The sequence below is a fragment of the Halioxenophilus sp. WMMB6 genome, from assembly GCF_033283405.1.
In the GTDB taxonomy this organism is placed as follows: Bacteria; Pseudomonadota; Gammaproteobacteria; order Pseudomonadales; family Cellvibrionaceae; genus Halioxenophilus.
In genome coordinates this window covers 1-12,971 of sequence record NZ_JAWMQR010000008.1, presented here as the reverse complement: position 1 = coordinate 12,971, position 12,971 = coordinate 1, and the positions used below count along the sequence as shown (strand labels likewise).

Annotated in this window: 10 protein-coding genes; all 10 read right to left on the bottom strand. The window is 50.7% G+C overall.

All coding sequences use genetic code 11. The features are described from left to right. Positions 1–18: 18 nt before the first annotated feature. The 10 genes from SBL51_RS17250 to SBL51_RS17205 all read right to left on the bottom strand — a co-directional run bounded on the left by SBL51_RS17250 (position 19) and on the right by SBL51_RS17205 (position 12,637). Positions 19–1,164 carry a thiolase family protein gene (locus SBL51_RS17250; protein WP_317932346.1) on the bottom strand — a complete coding sequence of 382 codons (1,146 nt, stop codon included), beginning with the start codon at positions 1,162–1,164 and terminating at the stop codon, positions 19–21. Further along, positions 1,161–1,604: a Zn-ribbon domain-containing OB-fold protein gene (locus SBL51_RS17245; RefSeq protein ID WP_317932345.1), complete on the bottom strand. Its 444-nt coding sequence runs from the start codon at positions 1,602–1,604 to the stop codon at positions 1,161–1,163. The genes SBL51_RS17250 and SBL51_RS17245 overlap by 4 nt, the downstream gene beginning before the upstream one ends. 23 nt (positions 1,605–1,627) lie before the next feature. Further along, entirely contained in the window at positions 1,628–3,178 is a 1,551-nt protein-coding gene (locus SBL51_RS17240; protein WP_317932344.1) for a long-chain-fatty-acid--CoA ligase, read from the bottom strand. Between the two features lie 20 nt (positions 3,179–3,198). Then, entirely contained in the window at positions 3,199–4,323 is a 1,125-nt protein-coding gene (locus tag SBL51_RS17235) for an acyl-CoA dehydrogenase family protein (RefSeq protein ID WP_317932343.1), read from the bottom strand. Between the two features lie 15 nt (positions 4,324–4,338). Next, a complete protein-coding gene (locus tag SBL51_RS17230; RefSeq protein WP_317932342.1) occupies positions 4,339–5,544 on the bottom strand; it encodes an acyl-CoA dehydrogenase family protein in 1,206 nt (401 codons plus the stop codon). 11 nt (positions 5,545–5,555) lie between these two features. Further along, positions 5,556–6,896 carry an MFS transporter gene (locus SBL51_RS17225; RefSeq protein ID WP_317932341.1) on the bottom strand — a complete coding sequence of 447 codons (1,341 nt, stop codon included), beginning with the start codon at positions 6,894–6,896 and terminating at the stop codon, positions 5,556–5,558. Positions 6,897–6,961: 65 nt separating this feature from the next. Beyond that, entirely contained in the window at positions 6,962–9,220 is a 2,259-nt protein-coding gene (locus SBL51_RS17220) for a TonB-dependent receptor (protein WP_317932340.1), read from the bottom strand. 162 nt (positions 9,221–9,382) lie between these two features. Beyond that, a complete protein-coding gene (locus SBL51_RS17215) occupies positions 9,383–10,273 on the bottom strand; it encodes an alpha/beta hydrolase (RefSeq protein ID WP_317932339.1) in 891 nt (296 codons plus the stop codon). Positions 10,274–10,392: 119 nt separating this feature from the next. Next, a complete protein-coding gene (locus SBL51_RS17210; RefSeq protein WP_317932338.1) occupies positions 10,393–11,454 on the bottom strand; it encodes a helix-turn-helix transcriptional regulator in 1,062 nt (353 codons plus the stop codon). An 859-nt stretch (positions 11,455–12,313) separates the two neighbouring features. After that, positions 12,314–12,637 carry a hypothetical protein gene (locus SBL51_RS17205; RefSeq protein WP_317932337.1) on the bottom strand — a complete coding sequence of 108 codons (324 nt, stop codon included), beginning with the start codon at positions 12,635–12,637 and terminating at the stop codon, positions 12,314–12,316. Positions 12,638–12,971: the final 334 nt, after the last annotated feature.

Here is a 12,971-nt window from a genome sequence, read left to right as displayed (position 1 = left end):
TGCTCAGCAACCGTTAAACTACACCTGTAAAATATTGACCCCACTAACACCGGGCGCGCCATAGACATGGGTGTAACCGAGCTTGGGGCTATTCTGTACCTGACGAGATCCCGCCTGGCCGCGAAGCTGCAAGCAAATTTCATAAACCTGCCTTAGCCCCGAGGCTCCCACTGGTTCGCCATTGGCCAGGCAACCACCATCGGTATTTACCGGCATGCGGCCGTTGATGTTTGTGGCACCGCCCTGAATGAGAAATTCCTGTTCGCCATGCTCACAAAATCCATTTTCGGCCATATGAATAACTTCTGCCCCGGATTCAGTATCTTGCAGTTGAAGCACATCCATATCTTTTGGGCCGACACCGGCGAGCTCAAACGCCACCGTCGAGGCAATCTCAGTTGCACTTTTGCCTTCGGTTTTACTGCGACAGGGGCTAAATACCTCAAAGGATCCGTAAGCGCGGCTGCGAACGACCGCGGCCTTTAAAAAGACCGGTTTACGGGTGTAGCGATGGGCATGATCGGATCGACACAACAAGAGTGCGGTACCACCTTCTGATGGACTGCAGAACATATACTTGCGCAGGGGATGATTGACCATGGTCGACGCCATTATCTCATCCTTGGACAAGGCTTGACGACGCCACGCGCGAGGATTCAAAGAGCCATTGTAAAATGCTTTCTGTGCGACACGGGCGAGAGTGTCTTCTGAAATACCATAATCATGCATGTAGCGCTGTATTTTCATCGCAAAGAATTGGGTGGTCAGCATCAACCCCACTTCCCCATACCAGTCATCCAAGCCCCAATCGCTGGGCTCGGCATTGAATGCACCGGGCTCATGTTTATCAAAGCCTACAGCCAGTGCCACATCGGCAGCGCCCGCTTGAATGGCATTACAGGCGGCATTCAATGAGCTCCCACCCGTGGCACAGCCATTCCAGATATTGGTAAATTGCAGCGTGGTCAGCCCCAGTTGGTTACAAATTGCATCGGCATTACCGGCATCCTGGCTACCGCCGAAGGCGACGTCGACATCCTTCCAGTCGAGGCCGGCATCTTGCAGCGCCTCTCGTACCGCCAACACACCTTGATCAAGACCACTTAATTGCGGGTGCCGGCCGAAATTGTGCAAACCAATGCCGATAATTGCTACATCACTCATCTCGCGTCCTCCGGTTCTATTGGGCTGAAGGCGTAACTCATAACGCCCTTGCCATGCTCATCGGTACGAAATTGTTCAATTTTTAATTTCACGGGCATGCCGATACGTAGTTTCTGTGGATCATTTTCGGTCAGTCTCGATTCGACTCTTAAGCCACACGGCATCTCGATATAACCAACACCATAGGGTGTAAATGACTCCTTGTCTTCGCCACTTTTGTAAGGCTCTTTAGGCATAAAGGATTGCACCGTCCAGCTCCATAGGATGCCACTATTGCCCAGTTCAACCGTTTTAAGCTGATCCGACGAGCAGTTGGAACAACCGCGCTGGCAGGGGAAGAAATACTCACCACAAGATTCACACCGGCTGCCCAATAGCGAGGGCGATGCATCAGGCCAGATAAATAGGCCTTCATGGATTGGATATTGATCAGCAGACATATACACAACCTATAGACTGATAATTAATTAACGTGTCGTAAATAACCTTTCCAATAAGGTTCCCGGAGTATGTGCTTCATCACTTTTCCGGATGCCGTCCTTGGAATAGTGTCAATCGCTTCTATGCTTTTAGGGATTTTGTAACCAGCAATTCGTTGGCGAAGAAACGCCTGCAGCGCTGCAACATCCAGCGTATGATTTTCTCGCAATACCACCAGCGCTTTCACCGCTTCACCCCAGCGCTGGTCCGGCACACCAATAACCGCCACATCTTTTATCGCCTCACAGGCAAGCATGGCCTTTTCTATCTCGGCGGGATAAATATTTTCAGCGCCGGAAACAATCATGTCCTTGATACGATCCTGGAGAAATAGGTAGCCATCCTCATCCAGATAGCCTGCATCACCAGATCGATACCAACCATCAACAATCGCCTCTTTGGTGGCAGCTTCGTTGTTCCAGTAACCCAGCATGATTGCTGGCGACTTAATACAAATTTCACCTACTTCGCCTGCTGTTAGCGTCTTCCCAACCTGATCACAAATCTTTATTTGAATGCCGGGAAAAGGAATCCCGCAAGAGGACATCCTTTTACTGCCGTTCACATCGTGATCTTCGGCTGGTAGGTAGCTCACTGCACCGGCGGTCTCAGTCATGCCGTATTGCTGTACAAAATCGCAACCGAACAGAGCCAGAGAAGACTTGAGTAGCTGCTCGGAAATGGGCGATGCGCCATAAACCACAGACTTCACCGAGCGACAATCGAGCGCATTATCCAGGGCATATTCGACAATCTGCTGCAATACGGACGGGACAATAAACATTCGATTGATCTGGAAGGCGACGATGTCGTGTGCGATACGCACGGCATCCGGAGTCTGGTGGATTATGTTGGTTGCCCCATGATAAAAAGCAATAAAGCCCCAGCCAGTACCGCCAATATGGAAAATGGGCATAGCAACCAAGTTGACTTCATCACTATGCCAATCGGCCCACTGCCCGACGTTGCGCTCAGACTGCCGCTGTGAGAAGAAGCTTTTGTGTGGCAGGACGACGCCTTTCGGCATACCCGTGGTACCGCTGGTATACATCTGTATACAGGGGTCCTGGCTACTGACGGGCATGCATGGGTCACTCACCGCTTGTGAGTCTCGCCAAGCTTCAAAGCCTGATTCATCTATCTGATCAACGTAAATAATACGAAAAAGCGAATCACAATTTTTAAGGCTCGATTCTGCCTGCGCTTGGAACTCAGAGTCGGCAAACAAGATGCCCACGTTAGAATCGTTGATAATATATTCAACTTCCTGTTTGGCCAGGCGCCAATTAATCGCTACTAATACCTGCTGACTTTTTGCCGCACCAAAGAAGATCTCGTAGTAGTGATCACTGTTTTTACCAAGATAGGCGATGCGTTCGCCCGCACCCGCCGACAGAGTTAATAGCCCATTTGCCACTTGATTGGAATAGGTGTCCAACCGGGCATAGCTTGTCACTCTTGATCCGAAAATCATTGCGGAATTATCGGGCTGTGTGGCCGCGTGGGCTCTAATTACATCGGCAACAGAATTCATGGTGAATCTCTATCATTAACTTATTGTGGTTGTGCATTTGATAAAACATTGAATCGCTGCAGGTGGTGGCGGCTACTGCCGAACAGGTTGGATAAAATTGTAATTCGTTTTAAGTAGTGGCCAACACTCAGCTCATCGGTAGTCGCGATACCACCATGAATCTGAATGGCAGAATGTGCCACCTGTTGCGCGCACTTATCCGCCTTGACTTTTGCGGCTGCAACAAATTTAGATGCGTTGCGGTCATTGTCGCGTAATTTAATGGCTGCGGCATACATCAACGACCGGGAGAGCTCCAATGCCATAAACATATCGCTCATCTGGTGCTGTAACGCCTGAAACTTGGCAATGGCAACACCGAACTGTTTGCGTTGCTTGGCATAGTCAACGGTAATATTCACCAGAATATCCATCGCGCCAACCAGCTCAGCCGTCATCATCACTAGGGCTTCATCAACCACAAGCCTTAAAATGGATTCCGCCGCGTCCCCTTTGGCCAGTAGAGTAGTAACTTCGGCACCTTGCAACTCAACTTCGGCAGCCTGGTGGCCATCCACCGTCGCATAACAGACCTTGGTGAGGCCAATGGTATCTGACGGAACAAGAAACAGCATAATTTCGCCATCCTCGGCCGAGCGTGCCGAAACAATTAAATAGTCGGCATTGGGCGCATTATAAACCACCGCTTTTTTACCAGTTAATCGGTAGCCAGAGGCACAGGGATGAGCCAGAGTTTCAATGTGTTCAACTCGCCCTCGGCTGGCGGCTTCAAAGTGCGCAAAGGCACCCTGTAATTCGCCAGCCATCAACGGGCCAATGCAGCCACTGGCCGCATCTGAATTAACTCGGCGAAGCACGCCGCCAAAGGTTATCAATGTTTCCAAAAATGGCTCAACCACCAGATGACGCCCCAATGACTCAAACAGAATTATTGAATCAACGGCTGTGCCGGATAGCCCGCCTTGAGCCTCACTAAATGGCAGATGCAGCCAACCCATCTCGGCACATTGGCTCCACACTTTGTGACTGAAGCCCGCATCAGATGCCAACAGTAAGCGGCGGCTTTCAAAATTGTAGTGATCATTTAAATACTTACAGACGCTGTCATTAAACAGGTTCTGATCTTCGCTAAAGCTGAAATTCATATTAGCTGCGCCCCGTTATAAACCTAACACCTGCTTGGCGATAATATTTCTCTGCACCTGAGCGGTGCCACCATAAATAGTGGAAGCCCGGTTATTTAAATAGGCATTCATCACCGTTGCCCCTTGTTCCGGGCCAACCGTGGAGCCAGTGTAATCCGGAGCCAGCACCTGATTCTGTGCCGGCGCCAGATAGCACCCGCGCAGCTCCAAAGCGAGTAAATCCAGCTGTTGACTCAATTCCGTGCCAACCACCTTAGCCATTGAGGAGAGCACGCCAGGAGCGCTATTTTCTCTGCTGGCAGACTTTATTCTGTGCTCCACATACTCCAGCGCCAGCTTGTCAATTTCCAACTCCGCCAGGCGATTGGAAAACAGCTCATCCTCTAAATAGTTTTTGTCATCGGTGCAGAGCGTTTGTGCAGCCAATTGCCTAATCTGCCCCAGCTGCTTGTCGAGCATGACGTAGTAACTGTAACCACCCCGCTCAAATTCGAGCAGATATTTCGCCACTTCCCAGCCTTGGTTCTCCTGGCCAACCAGGCAAGAGGCCGGAATCCGGACATCTTCAAAAAAGACCTGGCACTGCTCAACCTCGCCATCGAGCGATACAATCGGTGCTACTGTGACACCAGGCAGCGTCATATCAACCAGCACAAAACTGATTCCCGCCTGTGGCTTACCCTCTCTAGCGGTACGGACCAAACAAAATATTTTATTAGCCCGATGGGCAAAACTTGTCCATATCTTGGTGCCATTTAAAATATAACTGTCACCCTCGCGCTCAGCCTTCATCGACAGAGAGGCTAAATCAGACCCGGCATTTGGTTCGGAGTAGCCCTGACACCAGATATCTTCTCCGCTCAAGATACGCGGCAGCAGAGCAGCTTTCTGTTCGGCGGTGCCATACTTCAGCAGGATAGGGCCCAACATCTGAATGCCCATGGGCAGCAGGGTGGGCGCCCCCGCCAATTTGCTCTCCTCCTGAAAGATACTGCGCTGCATGAGGCTCCAGTTATTCCCGCCCCACGCCTCGGGCCACTCGGGTACCAGCCACCCTTGCCTATAGAGGATTGCTTGCCACTCCATCGCTGCGTCAAAATCGGAAAATATACTGGTCATGCGCAAACCGGCGCGCTTTAGATTCGGCGAGAGATTAGCATTTATAAACTCTCGGACCTCATCCCGGAACAGGGAATCTGCCTGACTTATCGCTAAATCCATAATTGGGCTCCCTACGAACTTTTCAGTGCAAGGTTTGATCTGTCTTCCAGATCAATCTTTTTAGTGATTGATGATTCAAGAGGTAGTAATTTACCTGCTTGAAAATAGTGATACGCAGCCCAAAGATTGAAGCTGGAGAACAGCAACAGACTGTAGCGTAACGATTCATCTTCAAATCTGGCCGCTAACATATCACTGACCACACCAATCAATTGCGGCCCTAAACCCAAGCCAATGATATTGAAAATAAACAACAGAATTGCCGCTGCGGTTGCGCGCATGCGCAATGGCACCATCCCCTGGGTTTGAGCAAAGGTCGTGGCCTGATAAAAATTACCCAATACAACTGGGGCAATGAGAAACGTCAGGCACAACCACTTCGAATCAGCGCTATAGACGCCCAATGAAAAGGGAAAGGCGAGCACTAATGCGGCAGAGACAATCCACAGGTACCAACGGGTATCTCTCTTACCTAACTTATCCGCCAGGTAACCGCCCAGCAAAATACCAACGCCCCCAGGAATGCCCAAGATCAAGCCGAGCCAAGTGCCTATCTCCCCGGTCGCCATTGCATGTGACCGTATTAAAAATGAGGGCACCCAACTGAAAACGCCGTAACCGACAAATGCCGTCAGAGACCCGCCCAGTGCCATGTGCACAAAGGCTTTTTTCTGCATCAAGGTGTTAACAACTTGAATCACCGTTGGCGCAGGCTCACTGTCACCGACAGCTGCTTTGCCTTCAGTCAATTGATCAGATTGGCCCCGCTGAGGTTCTGCCACCGTCCAGCGGACCATCAGTGCCAGCAGAATTCCGGGCAGGCCCACCACAAAGAAAGCCGCCCGCCAACCGAAATATTGGTTAATCCAACCGCCGGTTATAAAACCAAATAACACACCCAGAGGAATACCCAACGCATAAAACCCAAGTGCCGTGGCGCGTGTCTCCCGCGAATAGAGGTCGGCGATCATGGAGTGGGAAGCTGGGCTGCAACCCGCCTCACCGACGCCGACACCAATGCGGGCAATGGCCAACTGCCAAAAGTTTTGTACCAGGCCAGACAGCGCCGTCATCGCACTCCAGATGGCGAGCGACAAGGCAACAATGTTGCGTCGGTTACTGCGATCTGCCCACATCGCCATGGGTATCCCCAGCGTTGCGTAAAACAGCGCAAACCCGAAGCCGGTTAAAAAGCCAAGCGCGCTATCAGAAAACCCCATCTCATTTTTAATGGGTTCAAGCAAAATGGAGAGAATTTGGCGATCGACAAAATTGAGGGTATAAACAGCAACCAGAATGGCCAGGATGTAACCTTTCTTTACCGCCAGATGAGATTCGGCTGGCTTTAGCACGACAAGCCTCCTTTACAGAAACAAACAGGGAATTAGGCAGGCCGCAATGGGCCTGCCGGTACAACTTAGAAGGAGCGTTTGATCTTCGCGCCCCAGGTGCGAGGCATTCCCCAGGTAAAGGAGGTTTGGTTGGGTGCAGCAATGGCGGGGTCTACGCCGTGGGTGAAGTACTCTTCATCAGTAGCATTTTTGACAAACAGACTTACCTGCCAAGCTCCTTCCGTTGATTCCCAGCCGGCATGCAAGTTAATCAAACCATAGCTCTCTTGCCTTTCTGTGGGCAGGTTATCCGGGCCGAAATAGACTTTATCCGCCCACTGAAAATCCATCATCACATTGGCGGTGCCGGCATTGGCTAATTCCATCTCATAGCGAATAGATCCGCTGTAGCTGAATTCGGGTGTCATCACCGGGCGATTACCATCAATCAATACGCCATTGAACAGTGCATCTGCGGGAGCGTCGTATTCCGCATCCAGATAACCCATACCCAGAGTCACGATCAGCCCTGCTAATGGCATCGCTGTCAGCTCTGCCTCCAGGCCCTGGATCTTGGCATCAGCCACCGTCGCCAAGGCCGACTGTGGTGTACCATCCACTACCAGTGAGCCCTGAGCCTGGACGCTTTCGTAGTTGTTATAGAAGGCAGCAATGTTGTAGCTCAAGGGAATGGAATCAATATTGCCCTTCACGCCCAGTTCATAAGTGGTGGTCTCTTCAGGGTCGGCTGTGGTGACATTGTCGGCCGATGCCGGATACAAGGCGTTAAACGCACCACTCTTGAAGCCTGTGGAGACACTCGTGTACAACATGTGGCTCTTGCTGAAGTGCCAATCCAGTGCTGCACGCCAAGTAAACTTATTGGCATCCAGCGAGCGGGAAACATTGAAAAACTCAAGCCCTTGTTTGCTGCCTGGCCCAGCGAACAAGCCGGTAGCAAGGCTGGTCAGATCGCGGCTGTCGCGGGTATAACGGCCGCCCAAGGTTAAATTAACCGTCTCACTCAGGCTCCAGGTCGCCTGCGCAAACGCGGCCGACGTGCTGATTTCCTGTTCTGCATAGGTGCCATAACCCCCTAGCTGTGGAAAGCCGACAGTGAAGAAGCGATCATCCTGATAGTAGTAGAGGCCAGTCACCCAATTCATGGTGTCGGTGTCGCCGGCCAGGCGAAACTCCTGGCTCATCTGCTCATGGTCGACCGTAAAATACATTTTGTAGAGGGGAGCCGGCGAGTTATCCAGATCCATAATCTGGCTTTTATCCACTTGGTCGTAACTGGTAATCGAGGTTAGCGTCATCCCGCCAATATCCCAGTCGACATTCAGCCAGCCACCCATATTTTCATTGGTGATTGGCGCTTCCTTCAGATCAGAATAAACCACCTCTGGATCTGGGTTTGGATCACTATGGCCAGTGGAATAATCGACACACTTGGAAGCCATAATGTCGTTGATGCTGCACACGCCGCCACTGCCTACAGGCGGCTCGCCCTTACCGAAGAATGCCCGTTGATCGGTCTCACCTTCATAACGGCCATAGTGCAGGTTGCCTGTCACAGACAATGCCTCCGTCAGGTCACTTTCAAGGGTCATGCGAACGGCGGTATTTTGATCGACATCACCAAAGTCACCACCGGTTACCCGGTTCTTTTGCCAGCCGTCACGCTGGCTGGTAACGAGCGCCAAACGACCGCGGGTTGAATCGGTCAGAGGGCCGGAAATCGCACCTTCCACTCGCATTTCGTCATAGGAGCCCATGCCGGCGGAGATATACGCGTTAAACTCCTCGGTCGGGCGACGAGTAATAAAATGCACCAGGCCACCCGTTGCATTGCGCCCATACAATGTACCCTGTGGTCCCCGTAGAATTTCCACCCGATCAATATCAAACAGCTGGCCATTCTGAATAGCCGGGCTGCCCAGATAAATATCGTCGACATAACTGGCCACGGAGGCCTCATTGGTGTCGGTAAAGTCCAACATGGTCACGCCACGAATATTAAAAATTGGAAAGCCTGTGCCCCCGGTTGGCAGTTGTGACGTTACGTTAGGAGCCTGCGCAAAAATATCCACCGGCGTACCCATTTCCAACTGCTCGAGTCTGTCACCACTGACGGCAGTGATTGCAATGGGTACATCCTGAACGTTTTCACTGCGGCGCTGTGCTGTTACGACAATCTCTTCCAGCACCAACCCTGATGAATCGGCCGCTTGAGTTTGCATAGGAATAGTTGAACTGATGGCAGCGGCCAGAATCGATAGCGACGCGGCCTTGTGCACCAATTTATATGAGTTGTTCAGGGGGGGATTTTGCTCTTTGTTCATGACCACCTCTCCACTTATTTTTATTTTGTATTCAGATTGAAGAACTGATTTCTAACCGATATTCGATTAACCATTCTTCAATATGGCCAGATTACTCAAAGCCTCTAATTCAGCCGAGGACCGTAAGGGTCATTCATGGTGTGCAAAATAGCTCACCGCAATTTAGCTGTTGATAGGCGCTCGTGTTCGCTCAACTAATGACATGACCGTATCGGCAAACAGAGGCATTAGCTGTTCCGGGAAGTCATGCCCCATACCTTCTATTAAGTGCAGATCGGCGCCGGCAATGGCATTCGCTGTGGCTACACCACATTCAACTGGGAACAACCTGTCCGCCTTGCCATGAATAACCGCCGCCGGGGTATCAACCTGCCTTAAGGCGCCGGTTCTATCACCGGCCACCATCAGCGCCGCCAGCTGACGCAGTCGGCCACCAGCGGTATAACACCGGCGGGTGGCTGCGGCAGCGAGTTGGTACAATGCCTCATCGCTGGTGGGGTAAGCGGGGCTCATCAGGCACTGACTAACGCGCACGCCGCGTTCGATAATGGCGGCCTCGTCGCCAGGTGTCGATACCGGTTGAGTTAACTCTTGTAACGCTTGTGGATCTGCCGAAGGAAGCTGTGGGTCGCCGGTTGTAGACATAATCGACGTTAATGAGAGGCAGCGTTCTGGAAAGTGAATCGCCAGCAACTGAGCAATCATGCCCCCCATAGAGGCACCCACCATATGGGCTGCGGGAATCTCCAGTACGTCCAATAGCCCGATAGCGTCAGCCGCCATCTCTTCGAGGGTATAGGGTGGCGTGAGCGGGCTGTCGAGTAAGTTAGGCACGCCCAGATCATCCATAATGGTCGACAGCCCACAATCCCGATGATCGTAACGAATAACGAAGCAGCCGCGCGCTGCCAGCTCTTCACACAAACTCAGTGGCCAATGAATCAGCTGGCCTGCGAACCCCATAATCAGTAACACCGGTACATCGCTGGCCCTGCCAAAGGATTCGTAGGCAATGGTGATGCCTCGGGTTGTTATTAAGTGTGATCTGCCCATCTTCGGCTCCTAGAGAGCTTTTTGAGCAACGCTAACAAACGGCTCGTCCTTCCCCCATGACAACACGGATCAAAGAGGGCACAAATTAGCTCAGAAGCGTAAGGGCAAGGGGGGAGGAGCTACGAACGAGAACTCTGCGATTGCTGCTGATAGGCGTGTGGCGATAACCCATTCCAGCTTTTGAAGGCTCTATAGAAGCTTCTCGGCTCTGAAAAACCAAGCAGTTCAGCCACTTCATTCACATTATAATTCTTGGCCAACATCTTCTTTGCCTGCTCATTACGGGCCTGATCTTTCAGTGCTCGGAAGCTGGTGCCTTCACGCTGTAAATGGCGCTTTAGGGTGGCCACACTCATATGGCAATAGTCTGCCACATCCTGCTGGTCAACCAAGCCCTGCGTTAAGGCTTGTTTAACCCTTGCCGAGGCGCTCTTATTTTGAGCCGCAGGCTGAATGCTATTATGGTCAACCATGTTGATTACAAATCTTGCCACCTCTTTGGAGATGCCATCGGTTGGCACACCGGCGACAGGCATGGAGCCCAAATCTTCACTGAAGGTGAGCATATAGCTCGATGCATTGTAATGAACCGGTACCCCCAAACAGGAGAGAACATCCCGGCTTGGATCGTATTGCGGACGACGTGAGTGCACCTCCTTCAGCAACGGTACCGACTGGTCACCCGATAGGAAATTAAGCATCCCAAAGATATATAGCGTAACCGCTTCCATGGTCACATAGTTGTATAACTGATTATCCAGGGCGTAACTGATGTCGTGGTCGTCAATAATATAGTGAAGGCGCCTGCCTCGCTTATTAACGCGGTTGTAGTCTTCACCATGCAGGAGATTATTGGATTTGGCGATCACCTTGACCGCCTCCAGCATATTGGCACAGCCCAGGGCACTACTCATAATCAGATCGGTACTGCCAGGCATCAACCGGCGGGAGGTAAAATGGAAGGTTTCGTCCCCTGCCACCTTGGCTAATCGGGCTAGAATACGAAAGTAATCCGACAGCCAAATAGTCGCTTCCTTGGGTTCAACAAATAGATCTTGAGGTAACCCCAGCGGCCCCAAAATATCGGCCATCGACAGTTTCGCTTTTTCAATCAGCCCGGCAAGAGACGAAATATCGCTGACTGGTATGCGGATACCTTGCCTATTGTTGTCTGTAGGCATCACTGCTCCCCACAGGAATTTCCGGCGTAACAACACAGCCTTTCGCTTTGTGCCTGAACCACATAGAAGCACCCATCACAAATTATGATACACAGAGTATCAAACCAATTGTCTCTCAGAATTAAAGTTCGTTAACTAGACGACACCGGTTTTATTAAACGTATTCTACCGGAGGTAAGCCATTATTATAGCCATGCAGCAGTCTGGTGTTATAAGCCACTTGATATTATTGGGCATGTGCGATGGCTAGTGGCCATTGCCGCAGGAGCCATCCGAGCGCTTTAGGCTTACTGCGACGGCCGACATGCTATCACCTAGCCTAAGGCCAGTACACCGCCCGAAACCCAAGCAACAATGCATGCTTCCCTGGTCACGGCACATCTTTTTGGCATCACTGGCAAGCCGCCATACCCGTAAAGGTGAGGTACCCTATACTGGAAAGCCATCTTAAGTTGGATCCAAAATTGCTTTTTTGAAGACCGAGCTATCCCTTAGTTTGCGAAATGCCCATGGTCAAAGAGCTAAGCGCTCGCCCTGGGCTGCCGATTGACCTGCTTGTGCAAGAGAAGATCGGTAGTCAAATGGTGGGGAGGCCTAAGCGGCAACTCTCAAGTGCATTTTCAAGCCACTCGAGAAAGAATGGAGTGGTTTGAAAATGGGATTGATGTGGATATCCAGAAAGAAAAGTCGTATCGCCTGACTGGGCTCATCAATGGGAATGGCGGTTAGTTGAAAGCCAAGGTGGATATAGCGCTGGGGGGTATGCGTAAACTAATTACAATGCTTAATGCCATGGTGCGCGGGGATGTTATTTGGGCTTACTAAAGGTAAATTTAACTGGGCCAAATGGAGCAATTTGTTAGCTTTTTATTTCGCTCTGAAAGTGCTGGCGACGATGCGACAAATAAACTCTGTTTTTAATGGCGTAAAACATCGGCATCGGATATTTCCTAGATTTAAATTTATCCGGATTTCCACCAAACCTCTTCTCATATATATCCGCTGCTCTTAATCTCCTAACTCGCCAAAGATAAAATCTATCACCTTTGAGAGTTGCCTCTGTTTCGCGACGAGCAAGCCGGTGTATTAATAACTTCAGTTGCGACTTGGGAAGATTTTCGAGCCCAGAAGCGCTTATTAATAGGCGGCGATCTTCCTTTAATTTATGGTCTTTTCTACGCATATTTAACGGTGAAACTCCTAGCATAACGCATGTGGCACCTGCACAACTGTGGTGGTGCCTACAATTGTTATGCATTTACTTTTTAACCGGTAATTCCACTACATTGCGGGACTTATTGCCGATCGGAGGTCATAGGGTCAAGCCTTACATTTGACAGTTAGTGTAAAATGTTAGGCCTGACCCTCTTGACCCCACGGCTCTGGTACTTCCGATTTCTAAAATCAAGTGCACCACCTTATCCTGTAGCTTTGTAATCAACTGGTCTTATACAGCGGAACTACTTTATGAGCTACAAACACCTTACCTATTCAGAAAGAACCCTAATCAAAGACTG